Source organism: Pseudalkalibacillus sp. A8, from assembly GCF_045920555.1.
Taxonomy (GTDB): domain Bacteria; phylum Bacillota; class Bacilli; order Bacillales; family Fictibacillaceae; genus Pseudalkalibacillus.
Map to the genome: position 1 here is coordinate 5,488,028 of NZ_CP174509.1, position 21,598 is coordinate 5,509,625.

The 21,598-nt window shown below is 36.2% G+C and carries 15 protein-coding genes and 2 pseudogenes; 5 read left to right on the forward strand and 12 right to left on the reverse strand.

Annotation, left to right across the window (positions count from 1 at the left end; all coding sequences use genetic code 11):
- Positions 1-1,245 precede the first annotated feature (1,245 nt).
- The 3 genes and pseudogenes from ACJROX_RS27510 to ACJROX_RS27520 all read right to left on the reverse strand — a co-directional run.
- A pseudogene (locus ACJROX_RS27510) lies at positions 1,246-1,694 on the reverse strand (multidrug resistance efflux transporter family protein); the annotation flags it as partial.
- Between the two features lie 75 nt (positions 1,695-1,769).
- On the reverse strand, positions 1,770-2,450 hold the full coding sequence (locus ACJROX_RS27515) for a DUF4352 domain-containing protein (protein WP_408008364.1): 681 nt from the start codon (positions 2,448-2,450) through the stop codon (positions 1,770-1,772).
- A gap of 83 nt (positions 2,451-2,533) precedes the next feature.
- Positions 2,534-3,955, reverse strand: a complete 1,422-nt coding sequence (locus ACJROX_RS27520; RefSeq protein ID WP_408008365.1) for an alkaline phosphatase — start codon at positions 3,953-3,955, stop codon at positions 2,534-2,536.
- A gap of 407 nt (positions 3,956-4,362) precedes the next feature.
- Between ACJROX_RS27520 and ACJROX_RS27525 the strand changes: the two genes are divergently transcribed.
- Positions 4,363-4,776, forward strand: a complete 414-nt coding sequence (locus ACJROX_RS27525; RefSeq protein ID WP_408008366.1) for a hypothetical protein — start codon at positions 4,363-4,365, stop codon at positions 4,774-4,776.
- A gap of 785 nt (positions 4,777-5,561) precedes the next feature.
- Here the strand turns inward: ACJROX_RS27525 and ACJROX_RS27530 are convergent.
- From ACJROX_RS27530 to ACJROX_RS27550, 5 genes are all read right to left on the reverse strand, one after another.
- Positions 5,562-5,897, reverse strand: a complete 336-nt coding sequence (locus tag ACJROX_RS27530) for a hypothetical protein (RefSeq protein ID WP_408008367.1) — start codon at positions 5,895-5,897, stop codon at positions 5,562-5,564.
- 24 nt (positions 5,898-5,921) lie between these two features.
- On the reverse strand, positions 5,922-6,803 hold the full coding sequence (locus tag ACJROX_RS27535) for an IS3 family transposase (RefSeq protein WP_408007392.1): 882 nt from the start codon (positions 6,801-6,803) through the stop codon (positions 5,922-5,924).
- Positions 6,804-6,811: 8 nt separating this feature from the next.
- Complete coding sequence (locus tag ACJROX_RS27540) at positions 6,812-7,429, reverse strand: helix-turn-helix domain-containing protein (RefSeq protein WP_408008368.1); 618 nt, start codon at positions 7,427-7,429, stop codon at positions 6,812-6,814.
- Between the two features lie 329 nt (positions 7,430-7,758).
- Positions 7,759-9,381: an amidohydrolase gene (locus tag ACJROX_RS27545; RefSeq protein ID WP_408008369.1), complete on the reverse strand. Its 1,623-nt coding sequence runs from the start codon at positions 9,379-9,381 to the stop codon at positions 7,759-7,761.
- 122 nt (positions 9,382-9,503) lie between these two features.
- On the reverse strand, positions 9,504-10,880 hold the full coding sequence (locus ACJROX_RS27550; protein WP_408008370.1) for a sigma-54 interaction domain-containing protein: 1,377 nt from the start codon (positions 10,878-10,880) through the stop codon (positions 9,504-9,506).
- Between the two features lie 263 nt (positions 10,881-11,143).
- Between ACJROX_RS27550 and ACJROX_RS27555 the strand changes: the two genes are divergently transcribed.
- A complete protein-coding gene (locus tag ACJROX_RS27555) occupies positions 11,144-12,784 on the forward strand; it encodes an amidohydrolase (RefSeq protein ID WP_408008371.1) in 1,641 nt (546 codons plus the stop codon).
- 164 nt (positions 12,785-12,948) lie between these two features.
- The gene (locus tag ACJROX_RS27560) at positions 12,949-14,478 is read left to right on the forward strand and encodes a BCCT family transporter (protein WP_408008372.1); all 1,530 of its coding nucleotides are present in this window, start codon (positions 12,949-12,951) and stop codon (positions 14,476-14,478) included.
- 387 nt (positions 14,479-14,865) lie between these two features.
- Here the strand turns inward: ACJROX_RS27560 and ACJROX_RS27565 are convergent, their stop codons facing one another.
- On the reverse strand, positions 14,866-15,285 hold the full coding sequence (locus tag ACJROX_RS27565) for a universal stress protein (RefSeq protein ID WP_408008373.1): 420 nt from the start codon (positions 15,283-15,285) through the stop codon (positions 14,866-14,868).
- Between the two features lie 16 nt (positions 15,286-15,301).
- Positions 15,302-16,751 (reverse strand): annotated as a pseudogene (locus ACJROX_RS27570) (SulP family inorganic anion transporter).
- A gap of 774 nt (positions 16,752-17,525) precedes the next feature.
- On the opposite strand from ACJROX_RS27570, the gene ACJROX_RS27575 reads away from it, so the two are divergent.
- Together ACJROX_RS27575 and ACJROX_RS27580 are read left to right on the forward strand one after the other, a co-directional pair.
- Positions 17,526-18,191: a hypothetical protein gene (locus tag ACJROX_RS27575; RefSeq protein ID WP_408008374.1), complete on the forward strand. Its 666-nt coding sequence runs from the start codon at positions 17,526-17,528 to the stop codon at positions 18,189-18,191.
- 40 nt (positions 18,192-18,231) lie between these two features.
- The gene (locus ACJROX_RS27580) at positions 18,232-18,681 is read left to right on the forward strand and encodes a hypothetical protein (RefSeq protein WP_408008375.1); all 450 of its coding nucleotides are present in this window, start codon (positions 18,232-18,234) and stop codon (positions 18,679-18,681) included.
- A 643-nt stretch (positions 18,682-19,324) separates the two neighbouring features.
- Here the strand turns inward: ACJROX_RS27580 and ACJROX_RS27585 are convergent.
- Positions 19,325-19,681, reverse strand: a complete 357-nt coding sequence (locus ACJROX_RS27585; protein ID WP_225068300.1) for a hypothetical protein — start codon at positions 19,679-19,681, stop codon at positions 19,325-19,327.
- A 459-nt stretch (positions 19,682-20,140) separates the two neighbouring features.
- Positions 20,141-21,322, reverse strand: coding sequence for a trans-sulfuration enzyme family protein (locus ACJROX_RS27590; protein ID WP_408008376.1), 1,182 nt, complete (start codon positions 21,320-21,322; stop codon positions 20,141-20,143).
- Positions 21,323-21,598 lie beyond the last annotated feature (276 nt).

A 21,598-nucleotide genomic window follows, 5' to 3' on the forward strand; every position in this document is an offset into this window, starting at 1 on the left:
AGCAAAGAATTTTTGCATGCAAAAACCACTTATTCCAATATTGGCCAAGCAAAAGGGCATGGAATATATCACCTTGTGAAGTTCCAAATCTGTTAAGTGATCTTTTCCTTCCTCTGTGTAACTCTCTAAAAAAAGCCGGACTTTATTTTAATTGTTATTTTGCACATCCAACTTTTAAAACCCAGCTCCTTCACATCGGAAGATTAGCTGGGTTTCTTAATTATTTAAATCCACTCATTTATAGAACTATTCTGATCGGTTAAGTAAAAAAAGCGAATGCGGAAGATCTTTCCAATGCCTTAATAAAATAAAAACAATTATAGTTTAGGTGAAAGTTTTCACTAACTATTCACTATACCAATTTTCTTTAACCTTTTTAGTCCTAGCTATTGACCTTCTATTAGCTGGTATTGTGAATGAAACGCCTAATTTCTCGTTTACTACATTGTTGAGAAGTTAGACGTTTTTATATTTGGGTTTTCTTAGCGTAGGATTTTTTCAAAATGTTACCGATATCCCACTTAGTGGGGATAATATCACTTTAGATAGTTTTTAAAGAAATTCGTTTGTTTTAATGAAGACTACCCTTCAAGAAATTCTCTTTTTTATAGCCTGTGACAAAGGGTGCAGATTTGTCATATTTATTAAGTATACGGGTATATAAGGCAAAATCACTCAATCATAAAAGGACATACTTCGGGTGGAGAATGACTATAGTCCGCTTTGTTTTTTCGACAATTTGAAACAACGTTTAAATTCACTTTTTATGTTATAAACCCAATCCATTAATGGGTAATTGGGGACCGGTACATCTTCAATTCTTTTTTCAACATTTTTTCTATCAGGACCCATTATAGCATGATATAATTAATCTAATAGAGTAGTGAAAGGATTGATATCATGGAAGATATGCTAAAACAGATATTACAAGGAATAAATGAGCTAAAGGCCGAAATAAAAAATATAAAGAGCAACAAAGCAATGACATGAAAAAGATTGATACAAGGTTAAAGGCAATGAATGAAAGATTAGATTCTTTTAAATTTGATACAGATTATATCGTCCAAAAACGTTACCGTTCACCTTGCTTAATGTTAAACCAATAATAACTTATTCTACAATCTGGCCCGTATACGAAAAGACGCGTTATTCGATAAACGCGCCCGATTTGAAGATCAAAGGCTATTGAAGCTGGCTCGCACTCATTGAACTTTAGCACCCTTTGTAGAATAAGCGAAAGATAATTTAAAGATTCACTGACTGTTGCAAATGACTTTCCACTTTTCTATTTGAAACATAACTATGCAAAATCATTCCAAGAATGACTATAAAAATACCGTACCAAGATAAAAGTAAAGGAAGTGGTATCGACAAAAATATTTGTTCCCCAACTAATGCAAAAAGCAATTCCATTGATTGCGTGGCTTCAACAGAAGCTAATTTTTGCATATTTCCTCTAACCATATCTGTTGCTTTGAAAAATAGGACAGTAGCAATTACTCCAGAACAAAGTCCACCAATAAAGATTGAAGACTCTGCCCCTAACTTGGTAATCCAACGGTATAAAAACCATACAAGAAAAGTAAAAACCAGAAAGGAAGACTTGCTAGTGTCATTCCTAACACTCGTTGATAAGCATCTAAACGCCCTTCACATACATCTATCATCTTACGATTCCCTAAAGGATAGGCAAAGACCTTCTATAAAAGAGGGGATTACCTTTAAGGACAGTTTAATAAAAGGTTTATCACGATTAAGTTTGTCTAGACTTAAAAATCGATAATGAACTTCTGATTTTCATGGATGGATCCTTCGTTCTTAAATATATCACTTGTCGTTATCTCGATAGAAGTTAGGTTTTCTGGTTTTGTTTGCTCTAAAATGAATCCGAGTTGTCCGTACCTTTTCTCGCCTGGAGCATAGTCGCCATACAGTTTCTCTAAATAAAAATCATCTTCAAAGCTTGTCTGTTCTCCTTCATTTGTTTCCAAATGGGACACGGGTGCAAAATTCAAGGTTTCATCTGACGTGTTTTCCACAACAATTCTTAGCTTTACATAATTGAAATTCGATTCTTGATGTGTGTAGCCATGAAAGAAATCGATCAAGTCAGGCGAAGGGGAATAATTCAACAGCTTTGCCTCTTTAATGGTGACTTCGATTGGTCCAATGGAAACATGTTTATCCTCAGAGGAAATCGCTAATAGTTTTATCACACCATCTTGATCACGATGAGTTTTGCCAACCTCAGTAAGTTCTTGGTCATTTGGAGCTTGTGGGTTTTTAATGAACGGATCTTGTTTTTTCCTAACCGCGTCATTTTCATCCTTCTCTTCTATTATTGCTTTTTCTTCGGGTTTCACATTAGAAGAGTCGGCCTTTCCGTCATCATTCATACAACCAGTCAACAAGATGGTTGCTGCAAAAAATAGAAACCAAAGATGCTTCATGTCCTTCATCCTCCTGGTTGTTCGATTGTTATCTTTAGACACAGTTGCCCCGTTGCCTAAGAGACAACGGGTGATGTGCAATCTTAGTGCTTATTATGTGGTTTTACTGCTTTCAATACTTGAAATAGTTTCTGCCCGGTTTCACTGTTTTCATTCAAACCGCTGAATTCGTCACTTTGTGGTCCATACGTATAGACATTCACATCGACACCTGTATGGGCGCTGGTTGTCCAACCTGTTCCTGATCGAACGTTGTATATATGTTCGATTGCATTGTCAACTTCTGTAATATCAATGTTTCCATCTGCATCAGTCTGTGCCGCCTCTTTAACGGCATCCACTTCTCCTTGTTTCAAATCCAATCCAGAGTAAGTGTTTAAAACCTCTTCGACATCTGCTCCTTCTGCAATTTCTGTAGCCATGTAATCTGGGGTGCGCTCAGCAGCCTTTATCACATCAGGGTTAAACACATAGTCCGAACCGCGTCCGATGGAAATCCCACCTGTGGAATGATCAGCTGTTGTAACGACAAGGGTTTGTTTATCTTTTTTCGCAAATTCGATTGCTTGCTTAAAGGCCTCTTCAAAATCTTTCATTTCACTCATAGCTGCCACAACATCATTATCATGACCAGCCCAATCGATTTGACTTCCCTCCACCATTAGGAAAAAGCCATCTTTGTCCTTACTAAGTTTTTCTAGCGCTGTATTCGTCATCTCACTTAGAGAAGGAGTCTCTTCATCTCGGTCGATCGCTTTATCAAGGCCTTTCGGTGCAAACAGACCTAGAATTTGATCGTTATCAGCATTCAGCATATCCTCTTTGGTCGTTACATAGCTGTATCCATCTTGTTTGAATTCTTTTGCTAGATTCCGGTCACTTCGAATAAAATAATCGGTTCCGCCGCCAAGAAGGACATCTACTTTATGCTCTCCCTTAATCATTTCATCGTAGTAATCATCTGCTATATCATTATAGTTCTGCCTTGACTCATCATGTGATCCGAAAGCGGCAGGCGTAGCATGATTGATTTGGGAAGTAGCGACAAGCCCCGTCGCCTGTCCTTGGTCTTTTGCTACTTCAAGAATCGTTTTCACTTCTTCTTGTTCTAAGTCTACTGAGATGGCACCATTATACGTTTTGATACCAGCTGCCATAGCGGTTGCTGTAGCTGCAGAGTCTGGGATGTTTTCTTTGACATCATCTTCTCCACCGTCAAAATAAGGGTCCCACGAATAAGTAGATTGCGTACCTACTAAATATGGATCGAATACTGTACGTTCCATCATTTTAGTAGATTGATCATCTTTTATGTAGCGATACATGGTGGTATAGGAAGGCCCCATACCATCTCCTACCATAAAGATAATATTTTTGATTTCGGCATTGTTTTTCTTATCCGTTTTTGCTTCGACCTCTGGTGTGCTAGTGCCTGTACCACCGATAACCAGTGAAGTAATCACTGTAAACGGCAATAGCTTTTTTTTAAAGTTTTTGCTAATCATAAGTATCCTCCTTCTTGCATGTTTTTAACGATTATGTATGCGTATACATAATGTGAATAAAACTAGTAAATCACAAATACTCTACTTTTTGGGGTTGATCAGGAAAAAGAGTAGCGTAGAACTAGATAAATAGTTATCATTAATTTCCGCTCCCCATCGTCATACCTACAAAAAAAACAAAACCTACCAAATTATTATCAACTGGGCAGAAAGGCAGTTCATACTTCAGAAATGCGCTCGATTACTTAATAAAAATCCCAATGAAGCTTAGTGAAACGATTCATCCGTTTCTGTTCAAAATGGACCTGTTCTCTTAAAATGTTTTTTCATCCTGATCAACTTGTCTATTCACTATCAAATTAGATTTCATATTAATAGATTATTAAATAATAAGGAGGTGAGACTTTATGCCTAATCCACATTTTATTAAAGCGAGTGCTAGTGGACCAGATGAAAGTGGTAACCTAACCGTTTCATTTAAAATTGCAGGTCTTGGGGATAATGTGACTACAACGATTACTGCTAGTGCTGATGCCACTGCTGAATTCGCTTGTAGAAACAATGGTGGTAACTTTCCAAGTGATCCAAAGAAACAGCAAGTTAGTGGACCTGTATCAGCATCAAGACAATTCACATCTGGTAAAAATGGACAAATTACTGGAAGCCTAACATTACAACCACCACCCTCAACATTAGATTGTCCTCCAGGACAAGAAGAAGTATTAGTAAGCGTGACCTATACTAATGTTCAGGTTTCCGAACCTAGCGCAGGATCAGAAAGTATTCCGGGAACATTCACAAGAATCTTCTTTACTATTTAACTTGAGAACTATAAATAATTAATTCATTATCGTTGTTCAACAGTGATTTTCTTCTTTTTACAACAATTAGCTTTTTAAATTTAGCTCCCCTGTTAATTGAGTAACTTAGAGTTCTATTTACTTTCTAATGTTTCGTTATAAAAAAGATGTTTACTCTTAAATGTGAGATACCTTATTTGAGAGTAAACATCCCAGTATAAAGAAAATAAGTTCTTTACTGTTCAGGAGAATCCTCTTTACGGGATCTGGAAATAGAAATAAAGTTGTTTAATTAAATCAGCTCAAGCCCTTGATATATAAGGATTTTTCTGAAAATGAGCCGTTTTTTATTGAAAAAAACCGGTTATGAGTAAACAAATTTATTCCCAAGTAAACATCTATTTTTCCATGTAAAGAACATTTTTTCACGTTACACCTAACAATTCCTTCTTATACTACAATCTGGCCCTATTCATTAAAAAGAGGGCATTTTCTTGCTTCAGAATGGCGCCCTTTTCTGGAATAAGATTGCAGGAATTAATTGTTTATTTTAGCTGATAATTCATTAAAGTTTTCCACTATTTCAGGCATAGATAAATCCTCAGCTAACCCTTTACCATTCTCTATAGATATTCTTGCTTAATCATATAATTTTGCTTTGATTTGTGCATCTGCAAGTGTATACCAGTAAAACCAAGCATCCATTTTGGATAATTTATTCTTATAGAACCCTTCAATTACAGGATAATAGTTCAAGAATAAATCTTCATCAAATACTAATTTTTCGCCATTCCATTTAAGAACATTTACAAAATAGTGTCTGCAATATACCTCTGCCAGACTGCAATCCCAATATTTTTATTATTTAATAACTCTAATTTATGATAAAGAACATCTGAAATTTTTGAAAAAGTATTTTTATTCCATTCATAAATATCAAGATTATGTCTTGCTGAAGCACCAATTGTTGTTCCAAATAGGTATTCTTTAATTCCGTCACCTGTAATATCAGCAATACCCGAGTACTGTAACCCTACTGCTTTTGTTTTTGTTTCCCAAATCTTTATCCATTTTGCATCTACTTTTTTTAATAATATAGCTCCAAAAACAGAACGGGATGGTTGTGAAGTGACCCCTGTCAAGTAGACAGAAATTAAAAAGCATTTTTAAGCAGCCTGAGCTCTATAATTATAGGGACTCAGGTTGTTTAATTTCTTTTGAAATCTCTGGTGATTATAAAATCGTATGTATTGGTGGACGGCAAACTTAACCTCTTCAGAGGTTCGGAAAGAGTATAAGTGAAAACATTCTGTTTTAAAATGGCTAAAAAAGTTCTCCATACAAGCATTATCCCAACAGTTTCCTTTTCGAGACATACTCGCTTTCATTTTGTATTTTTTAAGCAGTTGGTTATATTGTTTTGAGGTGTACTGGAATCCCTGATCGCTATGAAGGATAATTCCTTTTACACTCCGTTTTCTTCTTGCCTTTTTTACTGTATCCATTACTAGTTGAAGGTCGTTTCTTTGACTGATTTTATATGCGATGATTTCGTTATTGTATAAGTCTTTAATAGCCGATAAATACAATCTTTGTCCATTAAAAATTAAGTATGTAATGTCTGTTACCCATTTTTCATTTGGCTTAGAGGCTTTAAAATCTCGGTTCAAATGGTTTTCTGAGATGGCATAAGCTTCCTTCTTTCCGTAGTAGGGCCGTTTTCTTCTTATGATGGCTTTTATTCCCAATTCACCCATCAAGCGTTGAACCCGTTTATGATTCATATGTAAATTGTGTACCGACTTAAGCCAGACATGTATCCTTCTATAACCATAAATCCCCTTGAGCTTTGTGTGACACTTTATGATTAACTTCTTGATTTTATCATCCTCTAACTGTTTAGAAGAGGGGGCTTCCTGACGCTTTAACCACTTGTAATATCCGCCCCTTGATACCCCTGCAAGTTCACATAGAAGTTGGACAGGGTATTGTTTCTTGGACATATCTTGAATCACTTTATACTTAGTACCTGTTGATACGGCTTCCATACCCCCTTTTACTTCCCTAAGAACTTTTTTAACATTTCATTCTCGGCTTCTAATCGTTTGATTTTCTCTTCTGGATCCTCAGGACGGGTTCTTGGTCTGCCTTTCCCAGGTCCTTTTGCTTTCCCGCGCTTTTCCTCGAGACCCTTTATTCCTTCTGCCTCAAAGTGTTGAACCCAACGACGTACAACTGAACTAGAAATACCTACTTCCTTCGCAACCGTATCGTAGCCCATACCATCTTTAATATATAGATCCACTACTTTTTTCTTCAAATCTTCATGTTCTGATTTTGTTAGTATTTTTCCAAGTTCACGATGAACATAAAAGTATTCTTGTTTTGTTTCCTTCCAATTTTCTAACGTCTCAGTTGGTAATCGAAATGTAGATTCATTATTTTCTGCCTGTGGTTCATTCGCTGTTTCACCAAGAAATCGCATCAGAAATCTCTTTTCATAGAAAAGTAAATGACAAACTAATTCCCAAATGGAATTCATTGCCCCATCAGCTGGTTTCCAAATTGCCTGTTCAAAAGTAATATCCTCTAGCACTTTTTCAAGTGGTGGAAACCAGTCTTCTTCATCTAAGCAGCTTGCCCATTGTTGTAACAAAAGTGTCTTTACATCCATTTTCTATTCCCTCCAATTTAATCCCTTTAATAGATAATCCCTTTGGTCAAAATTCATTTGCGGCGTGTTGTTCTGGCATAACTTACAATTTCAAGATGAACGATCAAATTACCTCCCCTTACTCCACAATATGGCCCTTTTCATGAAGAAAGACGCTTTCCTTATTAAAGAATAGCGCCCGATTGCTGAAGATCTGTTTACTTAAACTGTGGAAAAAAAGATATAATAATTTATAAGAAAAGGCTGGGATGTTCCAGCCCTTTTAGATGTGTAATAAAGTCGTTACTATTCAAATGTATCTTTATATTTTTTAAATAATTTTAAAGGAGTCACAATGTTTGTTTAACAATTGAAGACTCTTTACTAGTTCTATCCTCCTCAGGAGTAGCAGGTATCACCCATTCATTTTCTTTTCTCTCAGTTGTAACATATTCCGGCCAACGGAAATGGATTGGAGGTTCATAATCAGATAGAGGACCAACCCATTTTGTCCCATTAATTCCGCCTCCTGTTCGTTTAAAAAACTCTTGTTTAGCTTTTTCTAGTAAATTCGGTTTGGTTAATAAATCAATAATAGTCAAGCCAACGGTCCCTGAGGCGCTATAAATCATTGGATCTATACATTCAGGAATTCCACCTAATGCATTCATTACCCAGCTTGGGTAACTGTAACCACTAGGGGCCTTTAATGCTGGTCTACCAACATATAATCGAACAGTTGGGGCATGCCAACAGTACTCCGTATAATCATCGGATGTAAAATGTTCTTGCCAAGAAGGTAAAGTAGCTCTTAATTTTGCTTCTGCTTCTTTTGGATCAATGAGTGTTTCGACTTCTTTCAAGAATGGCTTATCCATCGGTTGCAAACCTAAATTTTTTTGAATCCCTTTAGCAATTTCCACTGCTTTTGGTCCGAAATGAGGGGGGCCAACCACTTTTAAATTCTCATAGGTTAGATTAGCCATTGTATGGTTAGCTAATCCCATTCGTGACTTTGTAATCCAGTCTTTTTTCCAACTACAATGTGCTGATCTTGCAGCACTTTCTGCGTTTTGGTCAAGTACATGTAAAACTTTTTCTGCCATTTCAATAGTAGGAACACGCATAAAATAGTATATTTGAGCCATTTGTGAAGGTAGATTATCTGCAGTAGCCTGCCCGGTATTTAATATTGTTTCATTCATAGACCATCCCATGTTATTGGAAAGCATATGTTCCCTGTACATTTTTGACAATGAATACATTGTGACTACAGCATCTGTAGCACCTGGACATCTTGCGGAAGCATGTGACGCTGGTATCGGACTGTCACTAGAGGAGGATAACCACGTTTCAGGATTATCACATGTAAATGTATACATTACTGAGAAGGCAACCGAGCAGTGAGTATTCCATCTTGTCGTATTACATAAAGGAAGCATATAAAAAGGATGAAAGCTAATGGCTGCATCTAGGTCATCATAATAACCTTTAGCTGCATGAATTGGTTTAGAGCCGCGTAGCTTTTCTGCCGGTTCACCGAAAAATTTGAGTTTACCCTTGATGTTATATTTTTCCATCGTATTTTTAGCTGCAAGAAATCCACCAAGAGAACTAATTCCTAACGCTGAATGCGGATCTGTATGCCCCCCGGCATATTTGCTCAACCCGTTACGGGGGCGTTCCACCGTGTCGGCAGCTTGACAGTTTCCCGGAACGGCATCATATTCTGCATATCCCCCAATTACAGGGCCGTCTCCATTACTCCAAGTAGCACAGAAAGCTGTAGGCATCCCGCCACTTCCTTCTTCTACCGTAAATCCTTCATCCCTTAACTTTTGAACATACCATTTTGCAGATCTATACTCTCTCCATGCTGTCTCAGCGTAGTTCCAAATGATTTGATTCCAATTTGATAAATCTTGTTTATTTTTTGATACCCAATCTAAAACATAATTTCTTGAACTTTCCATTTCCGTTTATCCCCCTTATAAAAGTTTTAATTATAATAATGCAAAAATTGTGCCAGTTTTTTGTAAGGGGGGTTATTTTGAGCGGGGGAATGATATAGAATCCAGTTTATTGATACGATAATTTAATGTAAATATTCTTTGTATTTTTGCATTTTTCTTACGACTGTAGGTTGACTAACGCCTAGATATTTAGCCATTTCTGTAGTACTTCTGCACTCCATTTTAGCCTTCTTTAAAATATTTATTTCTACTTCCTTCAGCATTTCGTAAAGGGAGATGTCTCCAACCTTGTTTAATGGATTTGTATATCCCTCCATTAATATTTTATCCGGTAAATGTTCCGGTAGAATAATAGAGGAATCTATTGTTAGAATTAATCTCTCAATCAAGTTAGATAACTCTCTAATATTGCCTGGCCACGAATAACCTAAAAGGATATCGAGGGTTTGCCTATGAAACTCTCTTCTTTTATTATGCTTATGATTAAACTGATCTTTGAGTAGCAGAGTTAATTTAGCAAGATCTTCTTCTCTTTCCCTTAAAGCAGGAATGTGAAGGGGGATAACGGATAAGCGATAAAATAAATCTTCTCGAAAGCTCTTTTCTTTAACTTTTTTTTCGAGATTAACATGCGTGGCTGTAATTAACCTAAAATTCACATATCTTGGTTTACTATCTCCAATCTTGAAAAATTTCTTCTCTTGAATGAGTGTTAGAAGCTTTACCTGAAGATTTAGAGGTAATTCCCCAATTTCATCCAAGAATAAAGTTCCATTTGCTGCTTCTTCAACTAGGCCCTTTTTCCCTCTTGAATTAGCCCCTGTAAATGAACCAGGAGCATATCCAAATAGCTCTGATTCGAGAAGGGATTCTGGTAATGAACCACAGTTGACTTGGATTAAAGCCCCCTTTCTTTGGCTATTATCATGGATAAATTTTGCCAACACATTTTTACCTACTCCTGTCTCGCCGGTTATAAGAATAGATGTGTCTGTATTAGCGACCATCATAGAAGTGTTTAAGATTTGTTTCATTTGACTGCTTGAAGCAATCATGTTATTGGACTTTTCCTGTGAGTTTTGAAAAAAGGCTAAATCATTTTTTACCTTTTGTAATTCTAATTCCATTTCTTTTACATATTCTTTTAATTTTTCAAAGTCTGTAACGTCTTGTGAGTAAGTAACAATATATTGTATTTCGTTTTGCTGATTATAGATGACATCTCCATTTAATAACAGTTTATTTCCTAACTTTGTAGTTTGAATAATGGTTTGTCTTTTTTTTGATTTAATTACCATTTTGGCTATTGATGGATAAAAAATCTTCTTTCTCTCAAGATCGTATACTGATTTACCTATTAACTCCTCTTTGCTTAGACCAAACCAATATTCACATGAATTATTAGCATAAACAATAGTTCCTGTGGCATCTGTAATAATAACATCGTTGTATATTCCATCTACTATTTCCTTCCAATACCCAGAGATGATAGAATCCATTATTCACCCTCCAACTTCTTTTTTAACGATTGTATAGCAGGTTATTCTGTTCTGTATAACCAGAAATGAACTATAAATATAGGGCCTAACCAAAATTTAATTTAATTCTATACAATACTGAATAGTAGGTAAAGGTGTATATCCTGAAAATACAGATAAATCAGGCAATTCATTATTGGTACAATAATTGCATTGTCTATATACGACTGAAAGAAAAGTATACCGATATTTTAGAAGATTAATTTAGAATAGGAGTAGTGGAAATGATGGAAAAAGACGTTTTGCTATTTACGGGTGGAACAATATTAACAATGACAGAGGAGATGTATGCAGAAGGTGTGGTTGTCAAAAATAATCGTATAACCTTTGTCGGTTCGCTCGACCAATGTCGGGAAGTGGCTGGGCAGAATTATGAAGTTATTGATCTTCAAGGCCAATGCCTAGTTCCAGGATTTATCGACCCACATGTTCATGTAATGATGTTAGGAATGTGTAATACGTGGGCTGACATTAGTTATGAGAAGGTTAAAAACATGGATAACCTTGTAAATGTTCTAAAAGAGCACGAGAAAACCCTTCCTGAAGGGGCACCAATCCGGGGATTTGGATTTGATAAGAGAAAGTTAGAAGAACAACGTTATCCTACATCGAAAGATTTAGATAGAGTTGCCACAGACCGCCCTGTTCAAATTATGAATAGTAGTGGTCATTGTAATGTTGTTAATACCTATTTACTGGATTTAATAGGTATTAAACCAGATACTCCAGATCCAATAGGCGGTTCATTTGGAAGAAATCAAGATGGTTTTCCTAATGGTACTTTATTTGACAGCGCAAATGACTATTTAGCACAACAATTTGGAGTTAGACCAGGTAATCATGGGCCAAATATTCATATGCCTGATACACAAGATAACTTGCAAAAAAATATTGAGATCGGGCAGGATTTGTTACTTTCTGCAGGTTTTACAACCGTTAATGATGTTCAAGTAACGAAACAGGAAATGGAATCTTATTTACATGCCCGGGACAATGGATTGCTAAAAATTCGTATTGAACTCTCCTTCTTATCTAATTACTTAGACGATATCAAAAAGATGGGGATATGCTCAAGGTTTGGGGAAGATCAATTAACTATGGGATCGTTAAAGCTCTATGCTGACGGTTCTCTGATTTCAGGAACTGCATATTTGAGCACTGATTACGCAGATCATGAGAGAACGAAAGGATATCTATTTCACGATCCAGAGGAGTTTAAAAATATACTTATTGAAGCTCATAAATATGGTTTACAAACGCTTACCCACGCTCAAGGGGATGGTGCTATTGAATTAGTCTTACAGGCAGTTGAAACTGCCCAGAAGGAATGCCTAAGACCAGATATACGTCACAGAATAGAGCATTGTGGTTTACCAACAAAAGAGCAAGTTAGAAGAATTGCTGAGTTAGAAATTTGGCCCGTACCTCAACCGCAACATGTGTATTTGTATGGAAATGGGGTAGTGGAAGCAATAGGTCAAGAAGGTGAAAACTATTCACCTTATGGTTGGTTTAAAGAAAATGGTATTCCGATAGTATTATCATCCGATACACCCGTAGCATTCCCAAATGCTTTTGAAGCAATATATGCTGCAATAACTCGGAATACTGCCCAAGGGAATATAGTTGGTTTGGAACATAAAATAGAGCTTGAGGAAGCGCTAAAAGGTTATACGATTGAGGCTGCTAAAACCATTCATAAGGAACATTTAGTAGGTTCAATTGAAAAAGGGAAATTAGCTGACTTTGCTATTCTTGATAAAAATCCTTACCATGACAAAGAAGAAGATTTAATCAAAATATCAGTTAATGAAACTTGGATTTCTGGAAAGAGGGTTTTTATAAGAGAAAAAGTAATAGGGTGAAAATTACCAAGTCATGTAAAGGCATTTATTGTATACCTGAAAAAACCTCTAGGTGATAATAATAGTAATTCATCGAGGTTTTTTCTACCTAGACATTAAGAAGAAACAAAACTTAAAGTGAATTTTCGAAAAATTCTAAAATATATTAAAAGGGGGAAGAGATATTGGTAAAGAAGAATTCAGTATTAATTATCTCTTTATCACTTTGTTTTGCTTTTGTCTTATTCGGAATTTTAAATCCAGTAAAGTTAGGTGAATTTTCTTCTAATTTCTTAATTTTTGCAATGGATTATTTCGGCTGGTTTTATATTCTTTCAGCATCTGCTTTCGTAATTATTTGTTTATATGCAGCCTTTTCTAAATATGGGAATATTCGATTGGGGAAAGATACAGATAAGCCAGAGTTTAGTATGGGTTCTTGGATCGCGATGTTATTTAGTGCGGGACTTGCAATCAGTCTTTTCTTTTGGGGAGTTGCAGAACCTGTAATGCACTATATGACACCTCCTGTAGGGGATGGACAGACACCGGAAGCTGCTAAATCGGCCATGAGTCTTTCCTTTTTCCACTGGGGATTACACAGCTGGGGTACTTATGCCATTGTCGGGTTAATCATTGCTTATTTCCATCATCGCAAAAAATATCCACCTCTTATAAATTATGCTTTCCGTCCATTGTTAGGAGATAGGGTTAACGGACCGATTGGTAAACTAATAAATATCTTAACCATTTTTGCGATAATATCCGGTCTTACTACCTCATTAGGTATGGGTGCTAAACAAATGAGCGCAGGATTAAATTACGTTTGGGACATTCCTAATACATCTGTTAGTCAAATTTTATTAATCTCAATATTAACTATTATGTTCGTAACTTCGGCTTCTATTGGTCTAGATCGTGGTATTAAAAATTTATCAAACTTTAATATCATATTAGCAGTAGTAATTATGGTAGTAATTTTTATTATGGGTCCTACAAAAGAAATTCTGCAAATATTTGTAGCTGGAACTGGTGAATACCTCCAAAATATTGTTGGTATGAGCTTGCGAATGGAGCCGTTTCTACCTGAAAATACTTGGCTTTCAAGTTGGACTATATTTTATTGGGGATGGGCTGTAAGTTTCGCTACCTTTGTTGGTCTATTTGTTGCAAGAATATCAAAAGGACGAACAATAAAAGAGTTTATTATTGGAGCAATGTTAGTTCCAACTTTAGCAACAATAGTTTGGTATTCAGTATTTGGAGGGAGTGCCCTTCATTTTATTCAAAACTTAGGTGAAACTGAGCTGGCTAATCAGGTAATGGACGATGTAACAACAGCTTTCTTTTACTTTTTACAATACTTCCCATTCGCTTCAATTCTTATCGTTTTGACGATTGTATCATTAATAATCTTTTTTGTTACATCGGCTGATTCTACCGTATTTGTATTAGGTATGTTAAGTGAGGAAACTAGTGATCCTACAACGAAAAGTAAAGTATTATGGGGACTTGTTATTGCTGGTGTAGCTATTGCACTACTTTTAAGTGGTGGCCTAAGTCCTTTACAAACTGTTTCAGTTGCTGCAGGTTTACCATTTACAGTTGTCATGTTGTTTATGTGTGTCTCCTTCTTTAAATCTTTAAGACAAGAAGTAAGGTTACAAAAAACAAATGTTGATAAAACAGAGGACTCAGACTCAGAATCTGCATAAATTTTCTATAGTCTTTGGCATCGTGATGAAATTTCTAAAAAGTTTGGGCCTTGGGAGATTTCCTTCGAGAATAAAAATACGTTTTTCCTTTTTTATAGCCTTTTCACCAAGTGTGTAAGGCTATTTTTATTATCTTCATTTTAAAAGTAGAGATGGTGTGGGAGCTATGTTTAAAATACAGCGACTGGAATCAGTAAAACCTCACTTTATAGGTATTTGGACAAAGTACAGTAGGGCTGCCAAGTTAAGCTTGTTATGATAAATTACATTTTATGTAAATAATCTGACGGACTAGAGCAGTAACCCTGTGACTAGGCCTTATAGTAAAATAAGTTCTATAAATTAGAAAAAGGTTGATATATAAATATGTATCAACCTCCAGTCTATCTATTTGACAATTAGTACAGGGCAATTTGCTCGTTTAGCAACCTTATGGCTTACGCTTCCCAATACAAATTCTTGAAGCACATTAAGTCCCCTACTTCCAATAACGACAATATCTATTTGATTATTATTAACATACTCAACAATTGTAGGGCCTGGCTCACCATGTAAGACTTTAATTTCGTATGTTACACCTGCTTCTTTTGCTTTTTGTTCTACATCCTTCATTCTCTCTTTCCGAGAATCATTAAGATCAGCAGAATTCCAGTTACTTAAAACATCAGATTTGGCACGATCGGCATCAACAACATAAACCACTTCTATTGTCGAATCTGAACTACATTTTGCAATATGTATTGCATTTTCTGCTACACGTATTGAATGCTCTGAACCATCAGTTGCTAACAATATTTTTTTATACATATTCTAAACCTCCATACTAATGAGATCCAAGCTTGTTTGCTAATTTTCCTACCAATTCCGAACTATCCTCATTTAACCCTGTAACCTCTACTAGGACTCCGTTTGATTCGAACTTGGAAACGACCTTGTCTACAGCAGCAACAGCTGAATCATCCCATATATGAGACCGACTTAAATTTATTTCTACCCTTTTTACATCTTCTTTGTATTCAAACATTGTTAATAGTTCAGTTACAGATGCAAAAAAGAGTTCACCCTTTACTAGATATATTCTTTTATTTCCCTCCAATGAACTTTCAACACGTACCTTTGATATTTTTGAAACAAAGAAAATTGCGCTTAACAATATACCCGTGAAAACACCCATAGCTAGATTATGGGTTAAAACGACCGTAAGGACAGTAACAATCATAACCATAGCATCACTTCTAGGAATTAAATGAAGTGTGCGCAAGGAGTTCCAATCAAATGTGCTTATTGAAACCATGATCATTACACCAGCTAAGGCTGCCATTGGTATTTCTACCACTATTTCGCCCAGTACAATAATCAAAAAAATTAAAAAAATCCCGGCTACTAGAGAGGAAAGTCTACCCCTTCCACCTGATTTGATGTTAATAACAGATTGTCCTATCATTGCACATCCAGCCATTCCACCAAAAAATCCAGTGATTATATTTGCGATTCCTTGACCTCTACTTTCTACATTCTTATCACTACCAGTATCGGTCATATCGTCCACAATAGAAGCTGTTAATAGGGATTCTAATAACCCAACAACAGCAAGGGCTAATGAGTATGGAAAAATGATAAATAGTGTTTCGAATGTAAGTGGAATGTCTGGAATAAAAAACGATGGTAATGTTTGCGAAATGGTACCCATATCTCCTACAGTTCTAACACCAAACTCCATAAAAATTGATAAAGCTGTGATAACGATAATGGCCACAAGTGTTGATGGTACTGTTCTTGTGAGATACGGGAAAAAAATAAATAATCGCTAATGTTAACCCCACAAGTGCATACATGATCCAAGTTTCACCAACAAAATGTTGCAATTGTGATGTAAAGATTAAGATTGCTAAAGCATTTACGAATCCAACCATGACAGATCTTGGGATAAATTTCATATACCTTGCTAATTTAAAAACTCCAAACAGTATTTGAAATATTCCAGTTAGTACAGTTGCAGCTAAAAGATATTGAAGTCCATGTTCTGCTACTAAATCAATAAATAAAAGTGCCATTGCACCCGTTGCAGCCGAGATCATACCTGGTCTACCGCCGATAAAAGCTATTGTTACTGCTATTGTGAACGAAGCGTACAGCCCCACCATCGGGTCTACACCAGCTATAATGGAAAAAGCAATAGCTTCTGGGATAAGTGCAAGGGCCACAACTAAGCCTGAAAGGATATCACCTTTAACATTTCCAAACCAAGATTGTTTATAGTTAAGTTGTTCCAAATTAATCCCCCTTTCTATTTAGTATGTTCTTTTGGAACAATTTCCATTATTAAACTTTAACTAATTAGTACTAGAACTAAAAAAGAATGTGGATATTAATTCCCACACTCTTCATAATGAATTCTATTTGTTTATTGATCCGCATTTCCATTATTTTCTTATATTTTTTCTTCAACTCGTTGAAGAAATATTCAAACTACAGGAATTTTCACAATTTCTTCTTCGGCAATATGGCCCGATAATGGAATACTGCAGTTTTTTCAATTATGAATAAAAATAACTGTTCATTCATATCCAAGAGTGTGTAATTATACTATTACCTTAATAAATATACCGCCAAAACATACATAGGTTAAATGCCATATACATAATTGCTAGTTAAAAAGGAGATATGCTCTTATCTAAAGGAAAAACATTTGGATTTTCATATCCGATAAACATTGTTCCTATTTTCAAGGGATTAACGTTTTCAGGATTTAGATTATAAAATGGACCCCATCGATAAGGCTGTTGGTTGTATAAAACAGGGGATCCGTGTAATGGTTTTGATCTAACATAATCATTTCTGTGATCCCCTTTAAAAATCCTATTATGGGGTAAATTCCTTAAATAATATATCCCGACAAAAATAGCGTTTTTTACAAAGCATTTATAAAAGGACAGTCTGAATCATTTTAGGATGCCTTTGCTCACTAGTACTAGATACACAACATATAAAAAATACATATCAATAGATATAGTCTATTGCACATTAGAAATAAGTAGGAGGAGAAAATGCAACAATTACCTGTACGAAACGCTTGGTTTATCGATAAAAAAGTTCGATTTGTTGATGCAGGAATAACACCGATGAGAAATGCACATGTTTATGCCTTCGTCCATGGATTTACATCCACAGGACAACCTATTCGAGTTCAAGGTCAATTCAATATTGCGGATACAATACCAGGAGATCCTCTTTATAGTCCATTATGGTTAGTTAATTATGTTTTCGTCCCTCAAAATTATTTACCCAATTCTATTCGTTCAGAAGAAGATATTTTTCGCAGTAATTATCATATTGAAGTAACAGGTGATGTCAGCAACTGTCCCGTTGTTCCTCGAGGTACGGTAGCGCCTGAATTTATGACGGTTCCTAGTTGGTATAAAAATCAACAGATCTTTTACGTGGATTTTGGATTATTTTCATTTAAAGCAGCCAACTTTTATATTTTCGTTCAGGAAAATAATCAACAATTGGTTGCGATAGCTGACCAATATGCGATTCTTGATTCTATACCTGGGGTTAGTGGATACAGTCCTGTATGGAGAATTAATTGGGTAGTGACACCATCCGATTATAAGGCTAATTCAATACGAAGCGTAAAACAATTATTTGAGTCAGGTTTTTTAATCAAACCAACAAAGCAGTTTATCAACTGTCCTGTTTTGTCGGAATAGAATGGTTCACTAATACAGAATTTTATAAAGGAGTATTGATATGAATCAATTTTGTAAAAATATTACTTTAAATGTTTTGCCTGAAGAAAAACCGAATTATATTTCTACAGAATACTGGTCCGCATCAAAAGGAATGGGCGTTCTTTGTGGGTATCCTAATAATACGGGAACATTTATTGTTACGGCTCAAAATCTGGTACCTTCTGGAGTTTATACTGCTTGGTTTGTGACAGATAATGGAGCCTATCCGTCTGCTCCGAAAAATGTAATCTTTACAGAAGATGGATATGATCCGAATCGATTGATTGTGAATTCAAAAGGTCAACTCCAATACTATATTGCACAACTTGATTACAATCCTTTTGAAGGGATCCCAACGAATGATGGAAAAATGCCTGTTAGAAAAATAGTCCTGGCGTTCCATCAAGACAATACCACTCACGGTTTAAAACCGGGTCCACACATTTCCCATTTATCTGGTGAATTATAGGTTGCACTCAATTTTTACTTTTAAGCCATCAATTATTTTCATCTATCCTATAGAGAAGTCGGCTATTTTTCTAAATACTTATGAAAATAGCGAATTGCAGTTGTCCATTTTAGAACTAATTTAAAACAAATCCATATTGTCAACTGGTGTAACTACAGCGTATAGGTTATCATTTGAATCCTTTATATTCTTTTGTATGATTTTGTGATGTAGCTGCAAATCCTTTATTTCTGTTTTTAACGAATCTTTTTTCATTTTCCATTGTCGTAGTTTCCCTCCTAACAATCCTCTTCCTACAACAAACTTAAATATATTTAAGGAGAAAAAATTGATTCTCTAATCAAATGTAATTGATCAAAAGGGGAAAGTCCGAGATAAGTCCAAAAAACGCCATGCAGATGGAATAAAATGTAAACACTAAATAATACCAATAGTTTTAATCTATAAAGTTATTTAATTTTCAAGCATTAAACACGTATAACCCCGTTCAGAGTAGGACGGGGTTAAAATAAAATTGTTTAAATTTTGATGTATAATACTTCATGGCACTTAAAAATATAACAATAAAGTTGTTTAAGTCTAAAGGTTCTTCAACAATCGCGCCCGTTTCAGGAATAACTTGCATGCTGGGTTTATTTAATTCCTATTTTCGTGGATTGACTCTGAGGATCGTTCCACAGGGATCCGAAATCCAGTAACCCTCTGAGTTCTCGTGTACCTCCACTTCGTCTCTTCTATTAATGTGATTCTTATGTAAATACTCTGCTGCTATCTTCACATTGTCTGTCTGAATCTCCAGCCATACATCTTGTTGAGAATAATTTTCCATACAATCCAACCACAGTGTGGCGTCACCAAACTGAAAGGCATGTGATTCAGACATGAAGCCTAAATATGGTAGCTTTATCACTTCCTTATAAAAATGCACCGTCTCGCTGTATTTGAATTTAGGAATCTTTAGAGCAATGTTATTTCCACCTTTGAATTCTCCCCTTGTCATTTCCAAACAGACTACCTCCTTTATTTTTATCTTTACTATACCATCTGCTACTTTTTTCCGTTTCTTCCAGATTGCTTTTTTCCTTGTCGATCTTCAACAATCTTTTCAACTCTATTGACATTAAAGACTTCATTTGTCTAAAAGTTTTAAGTTTTGGACGCTTAAAAAGCCACCCTCCCGGTGATTACTAATAAGCCTTTTCAAAACATCTTCTTCATCGTCAACTTTATTCCATTTGAGATAATCTTTTTATTAAGTCAATACCGAAAGATACATACACTCCCCTCACCAGATTAAGTCTCGGACATCAGGAAAGTGTCCTAAACTTAAAGTTGAGAAAAGAGGAGAATAGATGAGTGGGCTAAAGGTAAAAAGGAAAACTCGATCGGATAAAAAACGAGACGTGAAACCGACAATCCCTTATATAAAACAGACGGTTGAAAGAGAAGCATCACTTCACTATGACGAAATTTTGTCAAGAGCCTGAGCAAAGTCAGAGTATAGATCACCTACATCTTCACATCCGATCGAGAGACGAATTAAATTCTGGCGTTTCGGCATAGGATAGACAAGACTCCGGACGTCACCAAGACTTACCGCTATGGCTGAGAGTTCAAGATTCGCTGCAAACGTTTCCATCGCTGCGGCTCCTCCGTGTAGACGCAATGCGAGCATTCCCCCGTTCCCTTCACGAAGAAGCTTTCGTGCAACATCGTTGTGTGGATGGTTTTCAAGTCCAGGGTAAAGTACGAATTCAACCTCTGGTCGTGATTGTAGAAGTTCCGCAACCGCTTGCCCGTTCAGCGAATGCGTCCGCATTCGAAGAGGAAGTGTCCGAATGCCGCGAAGAATCAACCAGGAGTTAAACGGACTAACAGGAGAACCCAAATTGTCCATATAATAACGCACCCGGTTAACGAGACTCTTATCTCCAGCGACCGCACCTGCTAGCGCATCTCCGTGTCCTGCAATGTACTTAGTTGCAGAATGCACTACAAGGTCGGCACCAAACTCTAATGGTCGTAACAGATACGGGGATAAAAAAGTATTATCGACTATAAGGTACAAGTCATTTTCATGCGCTATTTTGGAAAGATTCGGTATATCAGCAACATTCATGTATGGATTAGACAAGGACTCGACGAAGATGACCTTCGTGTTTGATCGTATGTGTTCTGTGACGTCTGCAATATCATTGGTATCTATCCGTGTTACCTCAATACCTTTCGCATTAAACACATCATCTAAAAGGGTCTGAGTTATCGTAAAAAGGTCCGTCGACGCAATACAATGATCTCCTGCATTCAGTAAGCTCAACAGCGCTGTGGCGCAGGCGGACATCCCCGAGGCAGTCACAACGGCATCCTCCGCGCCCTCCAGTGAAGCCAGCTTATTCTCCAACGCCGCCGTAGTCGGATTCCCTGTTCGACTATAAAAATAAGTGTCGGGAGTCCAACTCATTCCTGCATCTACGGCAGATTCTTTATCTCGCGCGGACTCGAACGCAAACGTCGAAGTTTGGTAGATCGGTGTGTTGAGCGCCCGTGTCACGGGGTCAACTAATTCACCCGATTGAATAGCACGTGTCGAAAACGCCCATTTTTCTTGTTTCATAGAAATGCCTCCTTTAGTATTAGCCAATGTATACAAGATGAGTGCCACTGTAAATCTTCCTAAAGGTCTAAAAAAGTTTATTTTAATTTGTACGCAGTTTGCTCAGCATGATATGAATTTTGGTGGTCGAAACAGCCTTCATTCCGGGAATTAGATACTTTAAAGGTAAAAAGCATTTTTGGGAGCCTGCATGGTCATTAAACATACCAATTGAACAGGAAATCAACCGAAATCGGTTACAGAAACTAGAATGCCTTTTTGATTTTCATAGATATGTATCCGTCCCAAAAGTATTTTTTTATA